The sequence below is a fragment of the Anaerofustis butyriciformans genome (assembly GCF_036289385.1).
Classification (GTDB): domain Bacteria; phylum Bacillota; class Clostridia; order Eubacteriales; family Anaerofustaceae; genus Anaerofustis; species Anaerofustis butyriciformans.
The window spans coordinates 138,961-164,316 of record NZ_JAYFFH010000001.1 but is presented as its reverse complement, the minus strand read 5'-3'; the positions used below and the strand labels follow the sequence as shown (position 1 = coordinate 164,316).

Here is a 25,356-nt window from a genome sequence, read left to right as displayed (position 1 = left end):
AAATCCTCCTTTAAATGCTAATCTACTCTTACATACATAAGTATAGGTAAAATCATAGGTCTTCTCTTTGTGCTGTCATATAAATACTTTTCAAGATCATATTTCATATCAGCTTTAATACTGTTATAATCAAACAATCTGTCTTTGTATTTATCAAGCACCTTGTTTGCAATTTCCTTTGCTCCGTTTAAAAGCTCTTCGCTTTCTCTCATATATACAAACCCACGGGAAACTATCCCCGGTCCGCTTACTACTCTTTCTTTTGTTAAGGAAACAACAACAATAAATAGTCCGTCTTCGCTTAATTTCTTTCTGTCTTTTAATACTATGTTACCTACATCCCCTATGCCAAGTCCGTCAATAAGAGTCATTCCGTTTGGAACTTCTCCCTTGATTTTAGCCTTTTCAGGTCCGATTTCCAAAATATCCCCGTTTTTCATTACAAAGATATTTTCTTCTTTCATGCCAAGTTCCATAGCAAGTTCCTTATGCTTTGAAAGCATTTTGTATTCGCCGTGTGCAGGCATAAAATATTTGGCTTTGATAATGGAATGCATAAGTTTAAGTTCTTCTTTTTGAGCATGTCCGGAAACGTGTATTCCTTCCGCTCCTTGATAAACAACTTCAGCGCCAAGTTCAAACAAGCTGTTAATAACTTCGGCAACTGTCTTTTCATTTCCTGGAATAGGAGTTGCTGAAATAATAACAAAATCTTCGTTTGAAATTTTAAATTGTCTATGTTCTCCGTTTGCCATTCTGCTAAGTGCAGCCATAGGCTCACCTTGAGAACCTGTTGTTAATATTACTACTCTTTCAGGTGGGTAATTATCAACTTCATTTAACTCAATCATTATGTTATCGTTAAATTTTAAATATTTAAGTTCTTTTGCTACCGATATAACATTGACCATACTTCTTCCGCTTATGGCAACTTTTCTTTTGAATTTTTTGGCAGCATCAAATATTTGTTGAACTCTGTGTACGTTTGTGGCAAAAGTGGCAACGATAATTCTCTTATCTATACCTTCTTTAAATAAAGACATAAAAGTTCTTCCTACACTTGCTTCAGACTTTGTAGCACCTTCTCTTTCGGCATTAGTGCTGTCTGCGATTAATAAATCAACACCTTGTGCACCTATTGCAGCCATTCTTTGAAGGTTTATTTGTTGATTGTCAACAGGAGTATAATCAACTTTAAAGTCTCCCGTATGGAATACTTTTCCGTAAGGACTGGTTATATAAAGTGCGCAGCTGTCTGGAATAGAGTGGTTTGATGTTACGAATTCCACGCTGAAGCCTTTTACATGAACCGTATGACCTCTTTTTACTATATGAAGCTTTGTGCTTTCGTCAAGTTTGTGTTCAACAAGTTTATTTTTTAATAAACCCATTGTAAGCTTTGTTCCGTATATAGGAATATTGATTTGTTTTAATAAATAAGGTATTGCACCTATATGGTCTTCGTGACCATGAGTTAAAAACAAACCTCTTATTTTGTTTCTTTTTTCAATTAAATAAGTAAATTCAGGAATAACAATATCTATTCCATACATATTTTCATCAGGGAATTTAAGCCCGCAGTCAACCAAAATTATATCTTCTTCAGTTTCAAAAACAGTAAGGTTTTTCCCGATTTCCCCAAGACCTCCAAGAGGTATTACTTTTAGTTTTCCATTTATATTTGACACGTTACTCTCAGCTTTCTTTTGATTTTTGGTAGCTTTACGTTGAATATTATTCCTCTGTATTTTATTTTTGTTATCTTTATGCTCTAAATATTTACTTGAAGAAGAAAGCAGCTTTTTTTCTTTGCTTTCTATTCTTTTAGCTCCTGATAAAGGAGTAGCTTCAAAATTATTTTTTCTAAAAGCCATTTCTTCCCCTATTCAAGCTCATTGTCATAATATTCACTTACTCTGTTAAATTCGTCTTCGTCAACAACTTCCATAACTACCAAATTTCCGTCTTCATCTTCATCAACTGTAAACAAATATGCATCTTCATCGTTATCTTCTTCATATAAAACTAAATATGATTTGTCTTCGAATTCAAACTCATCTTCAACAAGGAAAGATATTTCTTTGCCCTCCTCATCTTTTAAAACGATAACTTCTGTGTTTTTTTCTTCGCTCATTTAAAAACCTCCTAAATTATTATTATAATCAAGATATGACGATAAAATTATTTGTGCTGCCATCATATCAATAACTTCTCTTTTTTTTCTCCAGTTTACTCCCCCGGCTTCAAGGGCTCTTTCAGCTTCTTTAGTTGAAAGTCTTTCATCCCAAAGTTTAACGGGCACATCTAATTCTTTTTTTAAAATTTCATAAAATTCTTCGGTGATTTGGGCTCTGGTACCTTTTTCTCCATTCAAATTAAGAGGATTACCTAAAATAACAAGCCCTGCGTCATAATCCTTGATGTGTTTTTTTATTTTTTCTATATCCTCTTTTATGTTTTTTGTTCTTTTTATAACACATATACCTTGTGCGGTAATATGTAGTGCATCACTTACGGCTACACCAATACGAGCTTCACCGTAATCAAGCGCCAATATTCTTTTATTCAATATATACTCCTTTTCCCCATTTGCAACTAAAACCTACTTATATTAAATAAGTAGGTTTTAATTATATAAATCTTTAGTTTTCAAACGTACTGTATTTATTTTAAATCATTAAAATATTTTAATACTATTAATTCCAAAATTTCATCTCTCTCAACTTGTCTGATAAGTTTTCTTGCATCTTTATAAGAGGTAATATATGTTGGGTCACCACTCATAATATAACCTACCAACTGATTAACAGGATTATATCCCTTTTCCTCTAATGCTGTTTCTACTTTTTTTAATGTCTCTTCGATAAGTTTAGAACGATCGTTTTCCAAACTAAATTGCATAGTAAAATTACTGTTACTGTTATTTGTTCCCATAATATCACCACCTATATATAAATTTTAACCTATAAATTACGATTATTCAAGTTTTTTATTTATTAATTAACAATTATAATGTTTCTTTAATGAAATCTTTGGCATTATCAAGAGCCATATCAGCTTTAGCGATATCTTTAAGTCCGGCTTGAGCCATGTCAGGTCTTCCGCCGCCACCGCTTCCGATGCTTTGAGCTACTTTCTTGATGAATTGTCCACAGTTAAATCCGCCTTTTACAGTTTCTTTATCAGCAGAGCAAATCATAAATCCTTTTTCACCTTTAACGCTTACAAGGAACACGATAACCTTACCTTCTTTGTCTTTTATCTTATCGCTAAAATCTCTAAGTTCGTTCATGTCAAGACCGTCAACTCTTGCCATAACACATTTAATGCCATTTACGTCAACTGCTTTGTCAATGATGTTTCCTAGCTTATCTTTGTTAGCTTCTTTCTTGAACTTATCAAGTTCTTTTTCCAAAGATTTGTTTTTATTTATAAGTTCTTCTACTTTTTCAATTATATTATTGTTATTAAGTCTTAATTTGTCTTTTATTGTAAGAAGTTCATCATAATTTTTCATATTTTCTTCTATTGCAGCTTTACCGGTAATAGCTTCAATTCTTCTTACCCCGCTTGCAACTGAAGTTTCTGAAACAATTTTAAATAAACTTATGTCATTTGTGTTTTTAACATGACATCCACCGCAAAGTTCAGTTGAGTAATCACCCATTTTTACAACTCTTACAATGCTTCCGTATTTTTCACCGAATAATGCAGTAGCACCAAGTTTTCTTGCTTCATCAATGCTTGTTTCAAAATATTCAACTTTGTCTTGGTTTAATATTTCTTCATTTACTTTTCTTTCAACTTCTTTTAACTCTGCATCTGTCATTTTTTCAAAATGAGAGAAGTCAAATCTAAGTCTTTCACTGTCTACATAAGAACCTGCTTGGTTTACATGTTCCCCTAAAACTTCTTTTAAAGCTTTGTGAAGAAGATGTGTTGCAGAGTGGTTTCTTTGTATGTTTAGTCTGTCGGCTCTGTTTACTTTGAAGTTATATTCATTTCCTGCTTTTAATACGCCCTCTTTTACTAATACTTCATGAACGAATTTATCCCCGCTTTTTGTTACGTTTAATACTTCGCCTTTAAAGTCTTCTGATTCAATGATACCTGTATCATTTACTTGACCACCGCTTGTTGCGTAGAATGAAGTCTTATCAAAAATAACAAGAGCTTTACCTTCGCTTAATTCTTTAACCATTTCACCGTCTTTGATTATTTCGATAACTTTTCCGCTTCCGTTTAAATCTTCGTATCCGATGAATTTTGTGCTTTCAAGATTTGCGATAAAGTTTGTTAAATCCCCTTTATAACTTACTATATCTTTACTTGATCTTGCGCTTCTTGCTTTGTCTTTTTGTTCTTTCATGGCTTTTTCAAAGCCTTCTTTGTCAACTTTAATTCCCTTTTCTTCAAGGATTTCCATTGTAAGTTCAAGAGGGAATCCATAAGTATCGTAAAGTTTGAAAGCATCGTCACCTTTTAATGTGTCGCCTTCTAAGTTTTCCATTAATTCTTCAATTAAAGAAAGACCTTCTTTTACTGTTTCATTGAATTTTTCTTCTTCAATATTTATAAGTTTTAAAATTGTAGTTTCTTTTTCTTTTAAAGCCGGATAAGCATCTCCTGAAATTTCTATTACTTTCTTTGCAACGCCTTCCATAAAGTGTCCTTCGATACCAAGAAGTTTACCGTGTCTCATTGCTCTTCTTAAAATTCTTTTAAGAACATATCCTCTTCCTTCGTTTGAAGTTAGGATACCGTCACTTGCCATAAACACACTGCTTCTGATATGATCTGTTATTACTCTTATTGAAATATCGTCTTTTTCATTTTCACCATATTTTTTACCTGATATTTCACAAATGTAATCAAGGATGTATCTGATTGTATCAACTTCAAAAATATTATCAACGCCTTGAACGTATGCAGCGAGTCTTTCAAGCCCCATACCTGTATCGATGTTTGGATGTTCAAGTCTGTTGTAGTTTCCGTCTTTGTCTTTGTCGAATTGTGTAAATACAAGGTTCCATACTTCCATGTATCTGTCGCAGTCACAACCTACACCGCAGTCAGGAGAATCACATCCGTATTCTTCCCCCCTGTCTACATAAATTTCACTACATGGTCCACATGGTCCAAGACCGATTTCCCAGAAGTTATCATCTTTACCAAGTCTTGTAATTCTATCATCAGTTAAACCGATATCTTCTTTCCAAATTTGAGCTGCTTCATCATCATCTTCATAAACAGAAACATAAAGTTTATCTTTATCAAGACCTATTTTTTCAGTTAAAAATTCCCATGCAAAGTTAATTGCTTCTTTCTTGAAATAATCTCCAAAAGAGAAATTACCAAGCATTTCAAAGAAAGTACCGTGTCTTGCTGTTTTACCTACGTTATCAATATCAGGTGTTCTGATACATTTTTGACAAGTTGTAACTCTCTTTCTTGGTGGAACTTCTTCCCCTATAAAATAAGGTTTCAAAGGAGCCATTCCAGAGTTAATTAAAAGCAGACTCTTGTCGTTGTGAGGAACAAGAGAAAAGCTTTCAAGTCTTAAATGTCCTTTGCTTTCATAAAATTCCAAAAACATTTTTCTTAGTTCGTTTAATGAGTATTTTTCCATATCTATCTCCCTGTGTTAGTATGTTATTTTATATCTCCTGATTTTTTAAGACCCTGTGCCGTTAGGATAGGACCGACTATTTCAAAAACAAATGTTGCACCCATAATTATATTTAAAAACAGTGTACTGTATTCAGGCATCATTTTTGATGCCGCAACCGCAAGCCCTACTCCAACTCCGGCCATAGGCATAAGTCCCATTCCAAGATAATTCCTTGTAACTTTATCGGTTCTGGCCATACCGCACCCAAGAAAAGCACCAAGGATTTTACCAATAAATCTTGAAATTACAAAGGCTATTCCGATTGCACCTATACTTACTATTACATTTAAATCCAAACTGTATCCGGCAAGCACGAAAAATATAACGTAAATCGGGTTTACAGCTTCTTCCGTCATAGAAAAGACTTTGTCATATCTAAAGCATAGATTAGCTATCACACTTCCTGTTGCCATACAAACAAGAATTGAAGAAAGTTCAAAATATGTACCTATTCCTGAACCTAAAAGAACGCTTGCACAAGCAACAATAAGCACTTGAGATTTATCCCTTCTGACTTTCTTTTCAATAAAGCAGAACACAAGCCCTATAACTCCACCTACTATTAAAGATAATACAATCTCTTTTAAAGGAGCAAGTAAAGCAGAATTTATATTAAAATGTCCGCTTATCATAGACTGTGAAACTGCACATGCAATACTGAAAAGGAATAAACATACGGCATCATCAAGGGCAACAACCGTAAGAATTGTATTTGTAAGTTTTCCTTTTGCCTTATATTCGTTAATAACATTAACCGTTGCGGCAGGAGCTGTGGCAGCAGATAAAGCACCAAAGACTATCGATAACGGTAAATCACCCGTTACAATATAAACTCCGATGGTTACGGCGATTATAGTAACGGTAGCTTGAACTATCGTTATTAAAATAACGCTTCCGCCAAGGCTTTTTATTTTATCCAAGTTAAAACTTTCCCCTATGTTAAAGGCAATAAAGCCAAGGGCTACATCTTGCAGAAATTCAAGTTCCAAAAGGATATCTTTTGGCAGAATATCTATAAATGATACTCCAAGGATTAAACCTGCAAGCAAATATCCCGTTACAGCGGGAAGTTTTAATTTTGAACATATTTTACTTATAGCAAATCCTACAAAAAGGAATAACCCAAGAGCCAATAATTCATCCATTTTTCTTCCTCAACTTTAGATGAAAAACTCTATTGTCACATCATATATGATTCTATTTCATCCGTTTCTTTCATAATATTCTTTGTTAAATTAATGTTTCCTTCTTTTGTTATTAAAATATTATCTTCAATGCGGATTCCAATTCCCTCTTTTTGTAAATAAAGTCCCGGTTCAACGGTAATGACATTACCCGCTTTAAGAGGTTTATCTTTATCGAATGGATCATGACAGTTAAGTCCTACAAAATGGGAAACGAAGTGATAATAATAATTATTTACTTCTTCTCTTTCTTCTATCAAACCTATTTTTTTAAGTTCCTCTTCATAAATATCAATTACAATATCATTAAGTTCTTTTAAGGTTACACCCTCTTTTGCATTTTCAATAACGGTTTTGTTCGCATTTAAAACGATATTGTATATAACCTTTTGGAAATCAGTAAATTTCCCGTTTACTGGATAAGTTCTGCTTACGTCTGCACTGTATTTATTTACCGCACTTCCGCAGTCAAGAAGAACAAGATCTCCGTCTTTTACTTTATCCTTTCCTTTGATGTAATGAAGAGTAGTAGCATTTTTACCGCTGGCAACAATTGTTGGGAAAGGCAGTGTATCGCCGTTTTTCCTTGTGATATAATCAATTGTAGCAGCAATTTCAGCTTCTTTCACACCGGGTTTGGTAATCTTCATTGCCATGTTTATGGCATTTTTTAAATTCTTTGCCCCTTTATGAATGCAATCTACCTCGTATTCACTTTTTACTTCTCTAAGTTCATTAAGGCATCTTTTGATATTATAAAATTCCAAGTTATCAAATACTTTATACATTTGTTTAAACATTCTAAGGTTTAAGTTATAATTCTCGCTGGTATTTGTATCATCCAAAGCAAAATAAATCTTCTCTAAAGTTTCATCATTGCCAAGTTCGTTTATATACTTTTCAAATTCGTCAAGATAAAAAATATCTTCCATGTCACTAAGTGCCATAACTTCAGGAATAGATAATTTTATCCCCGTCCATTTTGAAGAATACTCGTTGTTTTCAGGAATAAATAATTGTTCTTTTATTTCCTTATCATTCTTTGTTAAAATAAGCACACAGTCTTCTTCGTCAATGTTTGTAAGGTAATAAAAATCTCTGTTTACTTCAAATTCATAATCATTTCCGTTTTCACTTCTTACAAGTTCTCCGGAAAAGAAAACCGCAGCCGAATTATCGTCCATGTATTCAAGTACTTTTTCTCTTCGTTTTTTTAAATTTAGATTATTCATAACCTGCCTCATTTACCTTTATAATAACTAATTTATTTTACCATAGTAAAAAAATTTTATCAATATTTTAAACTTCTACATTTGCCCTTTTACTAATATTTTTCTATGTTTAAATAAGATTTTAATATAATAATTACTTAAAAATATCAAACATACAAAAAATTACTAAATATTATTTTAAATTATGATTATTTCTTTATAAAACATTTTATTTAATTTATAAAAAAATATATACAGCTAAAAATTTGAAAAAATTTCCAATATATATATTTGTTTTTGGGGAAAAATTAATATAGAAAAAGCAAAGGAGAAATAAAATGGCTAAGAAAAAAGAAAACAAAAACAATAAACAAAACATGAATAAAAACGAACAATCATGTAACAACAAAAATGAACAAAAACAACAAAACAAAAACGATAAAAATTGTAAATAACTAAAAAAAGGCTTTTATAAAGCCTTTTTTCTTTTCTTTTTATCAATATAAATATAAATTATGCATCCTAAAGCTGTAATTAACGTAATTATTGCTCCCTCTTTTAATCCCGGAGTACAATATTTAAACACAACTTCATTTTCCCCTTTTTGAAGTTCAACTCCCATAGAATCAATGTTAGCTTGCAGAACTTCTACTTCTTTACCATTTACATAAGCTTTCCAGCCTTTTGAATAAGGAATTGATAATACCCCTATTTTATTTTCTTTAGTATTTACATTTAAGCTTACTGTATTTCCTTTTATGGTAAAGTTTTCTACCTTGTCTTCTTTTAACTCATTTACATATTTATCATAATCATCCATAGGCTGACATACAACTTTCATATCACTAAGATAATAATCACCCTTTTCCGATAATGATATTTCTACACTATGACTACCGTCTTTATAATATCCAAGATTAAATACATAATCGTTTTTACCAATATAATATTGGCTTTTTTGTGCTCTTAAAGTATATTTAGAACTATTTTTAGATTCATCCATTGTAAATTTTATTAAAGAATTTGTAGGGCTAGATGACATACCATTTTTAATTTTTTGTTTTATACCTTTATTATTTTTCTTTTTTTGTAAATCTATATCAAAATCATCAATAACAAAATAACATTCACTGTTATTAACTTCACCTAAATCCAATTTAATTTTTGCATTTTTCTTCTTTACAACAATTTTATCATTCTTGATTTCAATATCATTTTTATCATACTCAGCATTTTCTAATATATCTTCAAAATCCAATATTGTTTTTGAATTCATATTTACATTATCAGATTTAATAAAATCATTGTTACTTAAGTAAACACTTTGTAACATTGCATATTCCTTATTATATGCACTTAATGAATTAAATGTATTTTCATCAATAACAGAGTCATAAGTATAAAACAAATCTAAAGCATTTACATTTTCATAAGTAGTTAAATCATCATACTTATTTATTACTTTATAATCTTTATACACATCTACGTTATATGTATTTTTATTTATTTGATATTTAACACCCTTTAATGTATTTGATATTATATGATTATCATATCCGACATAACTTGAATAGGTAACAGTACCTAATATTCCAAGATTAAATATATAATCAATGGTGCTTTTATTTTGAATACTATAGAACGAGGAAAGCCCATTTACATCATTACTTGCCCCATAATTATATTGTATTTTATTTTTTGCAATTCTGTATATATTGTCATTATCCAATTTAGTAATATCATTAAATTCTTTTGCGTTTATTTCTTTATCCAATGCACTGTACTTTTTAAATTCTGAGATATAATCAGACATTGAACTGTTATATTTCATAAAGCCACTTAAAGGAATTTGTATAATAAATATTAATACAAGAGCATACAAAACAGCTTTTTCTTTTACTATTCTTCTATTTGCACATAAAACAAATAAAAATCCCATTAATATAAATATATAGTTAAATATAAACACCTTATTGCTCTTATCTAATTTAATAAATAATTGATCTAAAATAAAATTTACAATTAACAAAAATAATAAGCAGCCATATGTATATATTTTATGTTTATTAATTCTTAATTTAATATCATTTAATATATAACAACAAATAAAACAAACTAAAAAGGCAAAAATATAACACCACCTGTTAGATACATAACTAAATCCATTCATCATATATCCTATAACAGGGAACAATACACATATTATTCCAATAATTAAAATATTTCTTAAATATTTACCCTGTTTACTTTTATCAATAAAAATAAACAATGAACAAAGAACAATTATTATATTAAACCCTAAACTAAGCCATTTCTCAATAGGATTTGCGTTATAAAGATTTCTAAATATATTTACATAATATGATAGATTATAAAATAAATCCACATTAGCAGTCTGCCCACTTGCTCTAGCACTACTTATAAATGCAATAAAAATAGGAAGGAAGAATACAGCACTCAAAAGTATTGCAATAATATAATAAGTAATAAATTTTACAACATAATATAAAAGTTTCTTTAAGAATAACCCTTTATCTTTATATAAATAAAGAACTCTTACAAAAGCATATACAACAGCTGCCAAAGTATTCATATATAAGAAATAAAAATTACTTATTAAATTTACAGCTACTATGAAAATAAATAAATAAGGTTTCCTACCTCTTAATACATTTTCCATTCCAATTAACATAATAGGTAAATATATCATTGGATTAATAAAAAACGGATGCCTTATTGAAGCATATAAAGCATACCCACAAAAAGCATATCCTAAAGCAGCAAGTATTGCAGGTATCTTCTTTTGATTAAATTTAAAACAAAATAAAATAAAGAATAATCCCGATAAATAAAGTCTAAAAATAACAAGAAAAGAATACATATATCCTGTATATTTTTCAGGTGTAAATATATAAAATAAACTAAGGGGATCGCCAAACGAATAATAATTTAATGTAGTAAAAATATCAAATCCGTTCCCTACAGTTAAATCCCACATTGGAATAACAAGTTCATGAGTATTAAAGAAATTTATTATTATATCTCTAAAATAGTTTCCAAAATAAACATCACTTGAAAAATGCTGGTAAATTCCATCTCCCATTCCTCCAAACCAAACTAAACTTTTACCCTCTAATATAAATTCATAAAATAAAAATAAAGAAATAACAAAAAATAGTCCGGTATAAATCACATACCATTTTTTATACCAAACTTCGTTACTTTCTAAACCTTTAGTTTCCTTTTTTTTTACACTAGTATTTTTTTCAATTTCTTTTTTTTCGTCCTTATTTTTAAACACAAATTTAGTAAAAAAGTAATTTAATATAACAACAATCACTGCGACTGCTATTTTTACTAATCCATCATTTAGTTTAATTAATTCTACTCCTAAAAATAAAAGAAAGGTTTCCACCAAAAAAGAAAATCCTCTTGATAAAGTAAACATTACAAATTCTTTAATATAGTTAAAAAGTTCTGTGTTATTTGCATTGAAAACATATTTCTTGTTAGTAAAAAACGCAAAAATAACAGCACCTATCCACGCTATTAAATTACTTATAAGATAATTTATAGATAATACATTCGTAAATAGAAAATATATTACAAAATTTACAAGGGTTGTAAGCCCACCAAAAATAATATATAAAATAATTTCTTTATATTTTTCATATAAACTATTAATTTTTTCTATCATTTATTTCTCCTATTTTTCTTCTTCCTTTGCTGTTTCTGATACTATATATCTTGGTCTACCCTTAACTTCTTCATAAATTTTAGCTATATAATATCCTATTATTCCAAGGGATAACATAACTATAGCACCAAGAATTAAAATAAGAAGTATTACTGTTGTAAACCCACCAAGAGCAATACCGGCAAAATATTGATATACGGCTCTAATAGCAATTACTATTGCTAAAATACAAAATATTATTCCTGCAAAAGAAACTATCTGCATAGGAGCTGTTGAAAATGTTGTTATATTTCTAATTGCATATTTTACTAAAGAAGAAAAAGACCATTTAGATTCTCCTCCGGCTCTTTCTTGCACTTCAAATTCTACATATGTTGTCTTATATCCTACCCATGATGATAAGGCTCTAAAAAATAAATGTCTTTCAGGTAAACTTATTATTGAATCAACAACTTTTCTATCCATCAACTTAAAGTCAGATGATGTTGACATGTCTATACCTGTAGCATCTGATATTATCTTATAAAAACTTTTAGCACCGATTTTATAAACAATGCCTTCTTTTCCTCTTGAAGCTTTTATCCCTTCTATTACTTCATATCCATCACACCATTTTTGATACATCTCAATAAGAGTTTCAGGTGGATGCTGCAAGTCTGCATCCATTACTGCAACACAGTCTCCTTTTGCATATTGAAGTCCTGCAAAAATAGCTGCCTCTTTACCAAAGTTTCTTGAAAAGCATACTCCGTCTATACAATCATACTCTTTTGATAATGTTCTTATTTTTTCCCATGTATCATCTTTTGAACCGTCATTTACAAATATAATTTTAAATGGAATCTCTGCTTTTTTTAATATATTTACAACAACTTTCGCTGTATTTTCTAATATTTCAGATTCGTTATACGCAGGTATAACCAATGACATAATACCCTTATCCATATTTTCCTCTTTTTCTATAATTTAAAATTTGCAAAATATATCATTTATTCTATACAATTATAAAGATTTTGTCAAATAATATAAAACAAACCACATATAACAAAAAATGTTTAAATATTTTTTTCTTTTTTATTAAAATATATATTAAACAACTAAAAGCTGTTATAAAACTAATAAATGCCCCCTCTTTAAGCCCAGGAGTACAATATTTAAACACAACCTCATTTTCCCCTTTGTTTAACTCTACCCCCATAGAGTCAATGTTTGCCTGTAACACTTCAACTTCCTTACCATTCACATAAGCTTTCCAACCTTTTGAATAAGGAATAGATAGAACCCCGATTTTATCTTCATTTGTGTTTACATTTAAACTTACTGTATTTCCTTTTATGGTAAAGTTTTCTACCTTATCTTCTTTTAACTCATTTACATATGTATCGTAATTATCCATAGACTGAGATACTATTTTCATATCTGAAAAATTATACTTTCCTTTTTGTGAAAAAACAATTTTAATTTCACCCTTTTTAGCATCTTTAAAATAACCTAAATTAAATATGTAATTAAATTTACCTAAATAATATTCACTATTTTGTGACATAACTATATATTTATTTTGAAAGCCCGTTTCTTTTGAAGTAATTTTTAAATATGTATTTGTTGCATCTTTACTCATGCTTGCATTAATCTTTTTCTTTAAATCTGCTTTTTCATCTATTTCTCTTGATAAATCAACATTAAAATTATTCATGATTAAATAACACTCACTATTATTAATACTTCCTATATTCAATTTTACCGTGGCATATTTTTCCTTAACTGTAATTTTATTATTATCTATTTCAATTTTATCTTTATCATATTTCGCATTTTTTAATATATCTTCAAAAGTCATTATTGTTTTTGAAGATGGTTTTATAAATTTAGGCTTTATAAAATTACTATCAGTTAAATATACACTTTGAAGCATTGCAAATTCTCTGTCATTTTCATCTAAGGCATTAAACTCTTTATCACTTATAACAGAATCATAGGTATAAAATAACCCTAAAGAATTTTTGTTTTCATAAATTTTGTTTTTTTCACATTCTTTTATCGATTCAAAGTTTATGTATGAATCAAAACTTTTTCCTCCAATAAAATACTTTACTCCTTTTAGAGTATTACTTGCAATGTGATAATCATATCCGTGGTTACCTGAGTATGTGACATTACCTAAAATACCTGTCTTTAAAATATAGTCCATTACATTTTTATTTCTTATACTAAAAAATGAAGATACACCGTTTACCCCTTGCAAGAAACCATAGTTCATTCTGCTTTTCTCTTGATCAACTCTGTAATAATCTGATTTATCATATTCTTTTATAAAATCAAATTCATCTATATTGATTTCATTGTTTATTTTATCGTACGGCTTTAGTTGAGAAATAAAATTTCCATATCTTCCCGCATTTTTTAAATTCCCAGATAAAGATATTTGAAATATAAATAATAATGCAAGTAAGATATATACGGCTTTTATGCTTGCTTTCTTATTTTTAATTATAAAAATCGTTATTGCTGCAGTTAAAATAAAAAGATAGTTAAACTCTATATAAGTTGTAGTTCTATCTAAATACACAAAAAATCTATGAAGTCCAATATTTAGAATAAACATAACGAATAAAGATAAATACACAAATTTTGTGTTTTTATTAAAAACTTGCTTTATATCTTGCATAACATATACGCTTATAAAGCATACAACAAACAAGAAAATAAAACACCATCTGTTTGAAATATAGCTAAATCCGTTCATTATATAAGCAAATATTGGAAACATAGTGCAGACAAAAATTATAAAAAGAATCCTTTTAAGATATTTCCCTGATTTGCTCTTATCTTTAAAAATCAATAAAGATGATATAATAGTTATTACATTAAGTCCTAAATACATTCCATTGCTATTTCCTTTGGAAGTAAATATGTTACTTAAGTAAAATACATAATATCCTAAATTATAAAATATGCTTAAATTACCAACTTGTCCACTTGCTCTGGAACTATTTATAAAAGCCAAAATAACAGGAAGCATGATAACCATACTTAAAAGTATTCCTATAACATAATAAATAACAAATTTAATAAAATAATGCCAAAATTTTTTTAGAAATATCCCTTTATCTTTATATAAATAAAGAACTCTAACAAATGCGTACATAACTACAGCAATTGTTAACATATAGAAAAAGTAAAAATTACTTATTGCACTTATAATAACCATTACTATAAATAAATAAGGTCTTTTACCTCTAAATATTTTTTCAGCACCTAAAAGAAGTAAAGGCAGATATATCATTGGATTAGCAAAAAAAGGATGTTTTAAAGGCAAATATAATGCGTAACCACAAAAGGCATAACAAACAGCACCTAAAATTACAGGAACTTTCTTTTGTTTAAATTCAAAACAAAAGAAACAAAAGAATAATCCTGATAAGTAAAGCCTAAATAAAATTAAAAAAGAATACATATATGGATAATATTTTTCGGGAGTAAAAATATAAAATATATTTAAAGGATCTCCAAATGAATAGTAATTAAGAGTTGTAATAATATCGTATCCTGTTCCAATTTTTAAATCCCACATTGGAATTATAAGTTCATGAGTATTAATAAACGTATAGAATATATTTTTTATATATTTTGCAAAGTACACTACTGAAGCATAATGCTGAGTAAAACCATCTCCCCCGTTTTGTCCATACGTATCCCATATTAAACTTATACCGTTTTTTACAAAAGGAATTGAAAGTAAAATTGAAATAATCAAAAATAACATAGTATAAATAACATACCAATTTTTAATCCAATTTATTTTATTTGTTTTATTTTTGTAAATATTCATTATTGCTACCTGCTATTATTTTTTTAAACCCAAATATAAAACTCTATAATATAACTTTTTTATTTTGTAATATTTTTAATAAACATTAATATAAAATATGATTATCAAAATATAAAAATATGATATTTATGAAAAATAAAGTACTTTATAATACACTTATTTATAATATATTTCTATATAGTATTCTAAAGTAATTTTATTACAATAAAATAAAGTAAAATTTAACTTTTTATAAAAAATTACTTTTAATAATCAACTATATTTTTCTTTTCGTATTATCAATAAATATGTAAATCACACACCCCAAAACAGTAAAAAGCGAAACAACAGCTCCCACTTTAAGCCCCGGAGTACAGTATTTAAACACAACCTCATTTGCACCTTTTTGAAGTTCAACCCCCATAGAGTCAATGTTTGCCTGTAACACTTCAACTTCCCTACCGTTCACATAAGCCTTCCAACCTTTTGAATAAGGTATGGATAAAACCCCGATTTTATCTTCTTTTGTGTTTACATTTAAGCTTACTGTATTTCCTTTTATGGTAAAATTTTCTACCTTATCTTCTTTTAACTCATTTACATATTTATCGTAATTATCCATAGGCTGACATACTACTTTCAAATCAGAAAAGTTATACTCTCCTTTTTCATCAAAGTTAATCTTTATGTTGTGCAACCCATTTTTATAATACCCAAGATTCAATACATAATCTTCTATACCAAAGTAATAAGTATTATCTGATGTTTTTATGGAATATCTAAAAGAACTTTCTTCACTTCCGTCAATTTTTATATTCATGTAAGAATATTTTGCAGGAGTAGAAAGCATATTTTTTATCTTTTTCTTTAAGGAAGCATCTTTACTAATTTCACTGTCTAAATTTAGGCTAAAATCATCTATTACAAGGTAACATTCGCTGTTATTTACGTTTATATTAAAACTAAGGTCACTGTCATCTTCCTTCACTATTATTTTATCCTTTTTAATTTCTATTTTGTCTTTGTCATACTGTGCATTTTCCATTAGATCTTCTAAATCTAATAAAGTCTTTGAAGAAGAAGTAACATTATCATTTGAAACTATACTGTCTTTATCCAGATAAACACTTTGAAGCATTGCCATTTCTCTGTCATATTCATTTAAAGAATTAAAGGTGTTTTCATCCATGACGCTGTCATAAGTAGAAAAAAGCCCAAGAGCATTTTCGTTTTTATATACCTTGCTGTCTTCATATTCCTTTATAACCTTGTAATCTTTATACAAATCGGCATTATAATTTTTACTTACAAAATACTTAACTCCTTTAAGTTCATTGCTTATAAGGTGGCAGTCATAACCGTGATTACCCGATAATGTAGCCTGTCCAACCTGACCGGTTAAAAAGAAATAGTTTACGCTGTTATTATTTTGAACGCTGAAATAAGAAGAAAGACCGTTTATATCATTTATAAGTCCATAATTCAACCTGTTGTTGTTTATGTCAACTCTGTATAATTCTTCTTCATCAATGCTTTTTATATAATTAAATTCCTTTTGGTTTATGGCACTGCTTAGCTTATCATAAGACTTAAACTCTTTAGGATAATTTAATGTAAAAGGCGAATATTTTATATAAGCAGAGAATGGAATTTGTATAAGAACAATAATAAGTAAAACCATATATATTCTTTTTATACCGTACTTTCTGTTTTTAATCAAAAACAAGAAAACAAATCCCATAAATATAAAAATATAGTTAAATAAAAAATATTTTATATCTTTACCTAAGTATATATATAAAGCTGTCAAAGAAATATTTAAAAACAAAATCACACCAAGAAATACATTTATAAACTTAATGTTATTTTTAAAATTCTTCAATTCTCCCATTACATAAACACTTATAAATGATATGACAAATGAAAAAACAAAGGTCCATCTGTTTGACACAAAACTAAATCCATTCATTATATATCCAAAAACGGGAACTAAAAGAGCGATAATACATAGGCTTAATATACCTTTTAAATATTTTCCCTTTTTGCTTTTGTCTTTATATATAATCCCCCCGCAAATAATACTTATAATATTAAATCCAAGGAATGCCCAAAGCCCTATATCATTAGCTGAAAACATATTTTTTATAACGTTAATATAATAGCTTAAATTATAAACCAGTGTCAGATTGTTAGCCTGACCACTCTGCCTTGAGCTGTTAAAAAAGGATATTATAACCGGAAGGAAAACAACCGCCGAAAGCAGAATACCAATAATATAATAAAAAAGAAATTTAAAGAAGTAATATATAAGCTTTCTTAAAAATACACCTTTTTCTTTGTAAATATACATTACCCTTATAAAAGCGTAAATCATAGCGGAAATGGTTAACATATATAAAAAGTAAAAATTGCTTATAGCACTTATGGTAACCATTATTATAAATAAATAAGGCTTACCTCCTTTAAATACTTTTTCAATGCCTAAAAGAAGCAAAGGAAGGTATATCATAGGGTTTATAAAAAATGGATGACGAATAGAGCAATATAAACTAAACCCGCAGAATACATAACATAATGCACCAATAATCACAGATGTTTTTTTCATTTTAAAATTAAAACAGAAAAATGAAAAAAATAATCCCGATAAATAAAGTCTTAAAAATATAACAAAAGAATACATATATCCCGTAAATTTTTCCGGTGTAAATATGTAGAAAATGCTAAGGGGATCTCCAAAAGCATAATAATTAAGAGATGTTAAAACATCATACCCTGTTCCGATACTTAAATCCCACATTGGAATAACGAGTTCGTGATTATTTAATAAATTAAGAATTATATCCCTAAAGTAATTCCCAAAGTATACTGCAGATGTAAAGTGCTGAACAAATCCGTCCCCTGTATTTAGTCCACCTGTATCCCATACAAAACTTTTACCACTTATAAAAAATGGTAAAAAAATAACAAAGCACAAAGCTAAAAAAATAAAGGTATAAATTACATACCACCTTTTATACCATACTTCTTTATTTTTTAATTCTTTTCTATTGTTATTTTCCATGCTTTTCCCTTTTATAAAATTAATTTTGTTCAAAACTTATTATCTAAATTTCTCATTAAAACTATATATTTAACAAATCAAATAATTATTTAAATATAATTTGATTTAGAATAACATATGGATTATAACAAAAAAAGTAAAGGCATTTTCCTTTATTTCAAAGGATTTACTTTGCTTTTACAAAGAATATACATAAATAAAAAAAGACTCCCTCGAGTCTTTTTTATTATATTAATTAGATTTAACCCTAAAATAAAATCACAATAATAAATATATAATATTGTTACTTCCCATTTATAATATGTTAAATCGAATAATAAATTTTAAATATAATTTTTACTTTAATTTATCACTACTTCTACAATAAAAATATATTAAATTTATATTATTAAAATACAATCTAAAATTACAATAAAAAAAAGCCTCTATAAAGAGGCTTTAATTTTCTATTACATGAACAATGGAGCAAATACTAATGCAACGATTGTCATTAATTTGATTAAGATATTTAATGAAGGACCTGAAGTATCTTTGAATGGGTCACCTACTGTATCCCCAACTACTGCAGCTTTGTGAGCTTCACTACCTTTACCACCGTGAGCTCCACCTTCAATATATTTTTTAGCGTTATCCCAAGCACCACCTGAGTTAGCCATTTGGATAGCCATTAATACACCTGTTACAAGTGCACCTGCAAGAAGACCACCAAGAGCTGTAGCACCTAAGAAGTAACCTACAAGTAATGGAACTACTACTGCAAGAAGACCAGGAACGATCATTTCTTTTAATGCAGCTTTTGTAGAGATTTCTACACATGTAGAATATTCTGGTTTAGCTTTACCTTCCATGATACCAGGAATTTCTCTGAATTGTCTTCTAACTTCTTCAATCATTTGGTTAGCAGCTTTACCAACAGCTTCCATTGTGATTGCTGAGAATACATAAGGAAGCATACCACCGATGAATAAACCTGCAATAACTTTTACATCAAGTAAGTCAATAGCTTTGATACCAACAGCTGTTGAGTAAGATGCGAATAAAGCAAGAGCTGTTAAAGCAGCAGAACCGATAGCGAAACCTTTACCGATAGCAGCAGTTGTGTTACCTACACTATCAAGTTTATCTGTAATTTCTCTTACAGAATCATCAAGTTCAGCCATTTCAGCGATACCACCAGCGTTATCAGAGATTGGACCGTAAGCATCAACGGCAATTGTCATACCTGCAGTTGAAAGCATACCAACAGCAGCAAGAGCAATACCATATAAACCTTCTGTTGATAACATATAAGAAAGTAAGATAGCAGCTACGATTAAGATAATTGGAATAGCAGTTGACATCATACCAACAGCAAGACCAGAAATAATTGTTGTAGCAGCACCTGTTTCACTTTGACTAGCAATTTTCTTAACTGATTTGTAATCTTCAGATGTGTAAACTTCTGTAACTTTACCGATTAAGATACCACAAACAAGACCTGAAATAATAGCATAGAAGTATGTAATATCTTTAAGTAAAGAAGTTGTTAAGAAGTAAGCAGCGATAATTACAAGAATACCGCTTACATATGTACCAAGATTTAAGCTCTTATGTGGATCAGAATTTTCTCCGCCTTTAACGAATAAAGAACCGATAATTGAAGAAATGATACCAACTGCAGCAAGAGCTAATGGGAACATAACAGCTTCCATGCTTCCAATTAAAAGTCCACCAAGAGTCATTGCAGAAATAATAGAACCAACATATGATTCAAATAAGTCAGAACCCATACCTGCAACATCCCCTACGTTATCACCTACGTTATCAGCGATAACAGCTGGGTTTCTTGGGTCATCTTCTGGAATACCGGCTTCAACTTTACCTACAAGGTCAGCTCCAACGTCAGCAGCTTTTGTATAGATACCACCACCAACTCTACCGAATAAAGCGATAGAAGAAGCACCAAGACCAAAACCTGTGATGATGTTTACATCAGCAAAGATCATGTATATGATACTAACACCGATAGCACCAAGACCTACAACACATAGACCCATAACGCTACCACCGTTAAAAGCAACTTTTAACGCAGCACCCATGCCTTTGTCTTTAGCAGAAGCAGCTGTTCTTGAATTAGCTTTAGTAGCAACTTGCATACCAAAGAAACCAGCTAAAACTGAGAATAAAGCACCAATTAAGAAACAAACTGCTGTTTCCCAACCTATTAAGCCAAATAAAATAGCGAATAATACTACAGCAAAAATAACGATATATTTGTATTCACTTGTTAAGAAAGCCATAGCACCTTCGTGAATGTGAGATGAAATTTCTTTCATTCTATCTGTTCCTTGATCAACTTTATTGATCGAAGAAGCAAGATATAACGCAAAAAGAAGCGCTATAATACCCGCAACAGGGGCAAAAAACTTTAAAGTTTCAACACTCATTTTTCTCCTCCGAAATTAATTTTACTATATTGTTTTATTTTGTTAGAAGGTCAAAAACAAAAATTGATATAAAAAATACTACTGCTGATATTAAAGTAATCTTATTTAAAAGTCCTTGCATACCATGAGCTTTTTTCTTACCAAATAAACCTTCGGCACCGCCTGAAATAGCACCACCCATGCCTGCAGTAGAACCTTCTTGCAATACTACACTTGCAATTAAGCCAAGGCTTGATACTATTATCAACACCAATAATACTGTTTCCATTTTATCCTCCTAAATATAAATCTTGCAGTTTAGTATTATATCATACAAACCGCCTAAATCAAAGCATATTTTAATTTTTTTGAAGTTTTTTTTACAATTTTTGATTTTTTTACATAAAATACATTCATTAAAAAAATTCATATATTTCCTTTGATTTAGATACTTTTATTTATTTAATTATAATATTTTATTTATGTTTCACAAATAGATTTTATAAATTTTATATAATTTTTTCATAAAATAAATCACTATTTTTCAAATTTTTATTTTATCTAAACTCTTATAAATAAAAAAAGATACCTTATACAAGGTATCTTTTAATTTACTTTAACAAAACTATTTACTAGCTTCTTCGATTGCAACAGAAACAGAAACAGTTGCACCAACCATAGGGTTGTTACCCATACCGATAAGTCCCATCATTTCTACGTGAGCAGGAACTGATGAAGAACCGGCGAATTGAGCGTCAGAGTGCATTCTTCCCATTGTATCTGTCATACCATAAGAAGCAGGACCTGCAGCCATGTTATCAGGATGAAGTGTTCTACCTGTACCACCACCGCTGGCTACTGAGAAGTATTTTTTACCTTCTTGGATACATTCTTTTTTGTATGTACCTGCAACTGGATGTTGGAATCTTGTTGGGTTTGTTGAGTTACCTGTGATAGATACATCAACACCTTCTTTGTGCATGATTGCAACACCTTCTCTAACATCGTCAGCACCGTAACATCTTACTTTAGCTCTTGGGCCATCAGAGTAAGCTGTTTCGTTAACGATTGTTAATTCTCCTGTGAAGTAATCAAATTGAGTTTGAACATATGTAAATCCGTTAATTCTTGAAATGATTTGAGCAGCGTCTTTACCAAGACCGTTTAAGATAACTCTTAAGTCTTTGCTTCTAACTTTGTTTGCTGAGTTAGCGATACCGATAGCACCTTCAGCAGCAGCGAAAGATTCATGACCTGCAAGGAAAGCGAAACATTCTGTTTCTTCAGAAAGTAACATACTTGCAAGGTTACCATGACCAAGACCTACTTTTCTGTCATCAGCAACAGAACCAGGAATACAGAATGCTTGTAAACCTTCACCAATAATTTTTGCAGCTTCTACAGCAGTAGTAGCTCCTCTTTTAATAGCAAGTGCCGCACCTACTGTGTAAGCCCAACATGCGTTTTCAAAACAAATAGGTTGGATTCCTTTTACGATACCTGCAACATCGATACCTTTATCATCACAGATTTGTTTAGCTTCTTCTAATGATTTGATACCGTCTTTATTTAAAACTTCTTCGATTTGTTTAATTCTTCTTTCGTAACTTTCAAATAATGCCATTTTATTTCCTCCCTCCTACTCGTTTCTTGGGTCGATTGTTTTTACTGCATCGTCAAATCTACCGTATTTACCGCTAGCTTTTTCGATAGCTTCCATAGGATCGACACCTTTTTTAATGTTTTGCATCATAACGCCAAGATTTACATATTTGTAACCGATGATTTCATCATTTTTATCTAAACCGATTTCTGTTATGTAACCTTCAGATAATTCTAAGTATCTAGGTCCTTTTTTGCTTGTAGCATAGCAAGTACCTGTTTGACTTCTATGTCCTTTACCTAAATCTTCAAGACCAGCGCCGATAGCAAGACCACCTTCAGAGAAAGCAGATTGGCTTCTTCCGTAAACGATTTGTAGGAATAATTCTCTCATAGCTGTGTTGATAGCATCACAAACTAAGTCTGTGTTTAATGCTTCAAGTAAAGTTTTACCAATTAAAATTTCACTTGCCATAGCAGCTGAGTGAGTCATACCTGAACATCCAAGTGTTTCAACCAAAGCTTCTTCTATGATACCGTCTTTGATGTTTAATGTTAGTTTACAAGCTCCTTGTTGAGGTGCACACCAACCTACACCGTGTGTAAGACCGCTTATATCTTTGATTTCTTTTGATTTAACCCATTTACCTTCTTCAGGAATAGGTGCAGGGCCATGATTTGCGCCTTTTTTAACTACGCACATGTTTTCTACTTCTTGTGTATAAATCATATTAACCTCCTAAAAAAACTTCACAAATATCTATTTGTCTGTTAAAGTCAATTTATTTTAACATAATATTTAACTACTTGCAAATAATCTTTTGCCAAAAAAAATAAAAAACAAAGAAAAACCCTTTGCTTCTTATTTATATATACATTTATTCTTTTATGAAATCACCGGCATGTTCTTTTATTTTTTCAAAGCTTTCTTTGCTTATAACATGCTCTATTCTACAAGCATCTTCAAATGCTGTTTCTTCACTTACTCCAAGTTTCATAAGCATATTACCGATTATTGTATGTCTTTCATAAATAGATTTTGCTACTTTTTCTCCAAGATCAGTAAGCTTTATTAGCCCGTTTTCTTCAACGGTTATATACTCATTTTCTTTCATCAATTTTATCGCTCTTGAAACACTTGGTCTTGAATAGTTAAGCTCGTTTGCAATATCTATGCTTCTTACGTTTCCAAGTCTTTTCTTTAAAATAAGTATAGTTTCCAAATAATCTTCTCTGGATTCATGTGTTCTCATACAAATCTCCCAATATTTTTGTTTTTATGATTTTCTATATATTTATATATTTTATTTACGTTTTCTATATATTTTATATTATCACATAAAAAAAAACAATATTTTATTTATAAGATATTAAAACATTAAATTTAATGACTTTTATATTGTTATCAAAAATAAGATGCAGAAAGGTTTCTGCATCTAAGTAATTATATATTTTAGGGGGTTAAATTAAACAAGAGCTTTTCCAAGAGCTTTTAAATCTTCATTAGCTGAATCATCAGGAGCTCCACAGCATATTACACTTTCATGTGCCATAGTGGCACCGTCAGATGAACACTCATCTTCCCAGTTTCTCATCCATTCGCCATCTCCCCAACCGTAAGAACCAAATAAAGCAATTTTCTTTCCGCTTAATTTATCTTCTACTTCTCTAAACATTGGTTCAAATTCGCTTTCTTCAAGTTGTTCACTTCCCATTGAAGGACATCCAAATGCAATAGCATCAAATTCATCTACCATATCACAAGTAAATTCTGCGCTTGTCATCACACTTGCACTACCGCCTGCTTCAACAATACCTGCTTCAACCATTTGAGCCATCATTTCTGTATTACCTGTTCCGCTCCAGTATACAACTGCTACTTTACTCATTATATTTTATACCTCACTTATATTTATTTTAAATGCCAACAGCAAGTTTAGAAATTGACCTGCCGCCGTTAAAAAGCATTGAGTATACTTTTTTGCATTTATTGAACTTGTTAAACATTTTTATTTTTTCACACTCGTTTGAATAAACTTTCCAGCACCCCGAGCATTTTGAATTCTTACCGAGATTTTCTATAAATCCCTTAACATCTTCAAGGGGATAACCAAGAAACAAACCTATTTCATGAGGAAAATTATCGCTAAACTTAAGTCTTTCTTTTAATGTGTTTATTGCATAATCAATATTAGTGTTTTTATATCCGTAAATATTTAATATCTCACCTACTCCGTCCTTTTTTAAATCTTCTTCAAGTTTTTTTCTTCTGTATACATAAACAAGGGCTAAGTTATTTTTCACATTTAGCAAAGATAAATATATACCTTTTTCGTTAAGCTCATAATTCCATGCCCTTATACTTTCTTTTAAAGTTTTAATGTCACCAACTTTAAATGAAAACAAATTTGCCGTTTTAAGATTTGCAAGTGTTGGAGAACAATGTTCAATTAAATATTTTTCAATCATAATAACCTCCATTTATAGAAAGTCATGGTGTCGTGAAGGGAATAATTGGAAGGCTAAAACATATATGTCACGACACCTTGAATTCTATAATGTAATGAAAAGAAATTTTTATAAATCGAAACATATCCGATTCATATATAAAAGAGATAAATATTGTTAGTCTTTGCTAACATACGGTTAAAAAAATATGGGTATAATTCTTTCACCTTTATTTTTATTGTTAGTCATTGCTAACTTGTATATAA

18 protein-coding genes are annotated in these 25,356 nt (G+C 29.7%); all 18 read right to left on the bottom strand.

The window, feature by feature from the left end:
• Positions 1 to 17: 17 nt before the first annotated feature.
• A complete protein-coding gene (locus V2W16_RS00810; protein ID WP_329379955.1) occupies positions 18 to 1,874 on the bottom strand; it encodes a ribonuclease J in 1,857 nt (618 codons plus the stop codon).
• A gap of 8 nt (positions 1,875 to 1,882) precedes the next feature.
• Entirely contained in the window at positions 1,883 to 2,134 is a 252-nt protein-coding gene (locus V2W16_RS00805) for a DUF1292 domain-containing protein (protein WP_138268952.1), read from the bottom strand.
• A complete protein-coding gene (ruvX, locus tag V2W16_RS00800; protein ID WP_138268953.1) occupies positions 2,135 to 2,569 on the bottom strand; it encodes a Holliday junction resolvase RuvX in 435 nt (144 codons plus the stop codon).
• A gap of 95 nt (positions 2,570 to 2,664) precedes the next feature.
• A complete protein-coding gene (locus V2W16_RS00795; protein WP_138268954.1) occupies positions 2,665 to 2,934 on the bottom strand; it encodes an IreB family regulatory phosphoprotein in 270 nt (89 codons plus the stop codon).
• 73 nt (positions 2,935 to 3,007) lie between these two features.
• Entirely contained in the window at positions 3,008 to 5,629 is a 2,622-nt protein-coding gene (alaS, locus tag V2W16_RS00790) for an alanine--tRNA ligase (RefSeq protein ID WP_329379947.1), read from the bottom strand.
• A gap of 23 nt (positions 5,630 to 5,652) precedes the next feature.
• Positions 5,653 to 6,816 carry a cation:proton antiporter gene (locus V2W16_RS00785; protein ID WP_329379944.1) on the bottom strand — a complete coding sequence of 388 codons (1,164 nt, stop codon included), beginning with the start codon at positions 6,814 to 6,816 and terminating at the stop codon, positions 5,653 to 5,655.
• A gap of 35 nt (positions 6,817 to 6,851) precedes the next feature.
• Positions 6,852 to 8,087, bottom strand: a complete 1,236-nt coding sequence (locus tag V2W16_RS00780; RefSeq protein ID WP_329379940.1) for an aminopeptidase P family protein — start codon at positions 8,085 to 8,087, stop codon at positions 6,852 to 6,854.
• A gap of 448 nt (positions 8,088 to 8,535) precedes the next feature.
• The gene (locus V2W16_RS00775) at positions 8,536 to 11,763 is read right to left on the bottom strand and encodes a GtrA family protein (RefSeq protein WP_329379938.1); all 3,228 of its coding nucleotides are present in this window, start codon (positions 11,761 to 11,763) and stop codon (positions 8,536 to 8,538) included.
• A 9-nt stretch (positions 11,764 to 11,772) separates the two neighbouring features.
• A complete protein-coding gene (locus V2W16_RS00770; protein ID WP_329379935.1) occupies positions 11,773 to 12,708 on the bottom strand; it encodes a glycosyltransferase family 2 protein in 936 nt (311 codons plus the stop codon).
• 49 nt (positions 12,709 to 12,757) lie between these two features.
• Complete coding sequence (locus V2W16_RS00765; protein WP_329379932.1) at positions 12,758 to 15,595, bottom strand: YfhO family protein; 2,838 nt, start codon at positions 15,593 to 15,595, stop codon at positions 12,758 to 12,760.
• Positions 15,596 to 15,851: 256 nt separating this feature from the next.
• A complete protein-coding gene (locus V2W16_RS00760; protein ID WP_329379929.1) occupies positions 15,852 to 18,635 on the bottom strand; it encodes a YfhO family protein in 2,784 nt (927 codons plus the stop codon).
• Between the two features lie 449 nt (positions 18,636 to 19,084).
• The gene (locus V2W16_RS00755; RefSeq protein WP_329379926.1) at positions 19,085 to 21,061 is read right to left on the bottom strand and encodes a sodium-translocating pyrophosphatase; all 1,977 of its coding nucleotides are present in this window, start codon (positions 21,059 to 21,061) and stop codon (positions 19,085 to 19,087) included.
• A gap of 34 nt (positions 21,062 to 21,095) precedes the next feature.
• Entirely contained in the window at positions 21,096 to 21,329 is a 234-nt protein-coding gene (gene secG, locus V2W16_RS00750; protein ID WP_138269070.1) for a preprotein translocase subunit SecG, read from the bottom strand.
• 336 nt (positions 21,330 to 21,665) lie between these two features.
• The gene (locus V2W16_RS00745) at positions 21,666 to 22,664 is read right to left on the bottom strand and encodes a GGGtGRT protein (RefSeq protein ID WP_138269069.1); all 999 of its coding nucleotides are present in this window, start codon (positions 22,662 to 22,664) and stop codon (positions 21,666 to 21,668) included.
• Positions 22,665 to 22,679: 15 nt separating this feature from the next.
• Positions 22,680 to 23,372, bottom strand: a complete 693-nt coding sequence (locus V2W16_RS00740; protein ID WP_138269068.1) for an iron-sulfur cluster assembly scaffold protein — start codon at positions 23,370 to 23,372, stop codon at positions 22,680 to 22,682.
• Between the two features lie 148 nt (positions 23,373 to 23,520).
• The gene (locus tag V2W16_RS00735) at positions 23,521 to 23,895 is read right to left on the bottom strand and encodes a metal-dependent transcriptional regulator (RefSeq protein ID WP_329379919.1); all 375 of its coding nucleotides are present in this window, start codon (positions 23,893 to 23,895) and stop codon (positions 23,521 to 23,523) included.
• Positions 23,896 to 24,108: 213 nt separating this feature from the next.
• Positions 24,109 to 24,531, bottom strand: coding sequence for a flavodoxin (locus V2W16_RS00730; RefSeq protein WP_329379916.1), 423 nt, complete (start codon positions 24,529 to 24,531; stop codon positions 24,109 to 24,111).
• 28 nt (positions 24,532 to 24,559) lie between these two features.
• Complete coding sequence (locus V2W16_RS00725) at positions 24,560 to 25,111, bottom strand: DUF3793 family protein (protein WP_329379913.1); 552 nt, start codon at positions 25,109 to 25,111, stop codon at positions 24,560 to 24,562.
• Positions 25,112 to 25,356 lie beyond the last annotated feature (245 nt).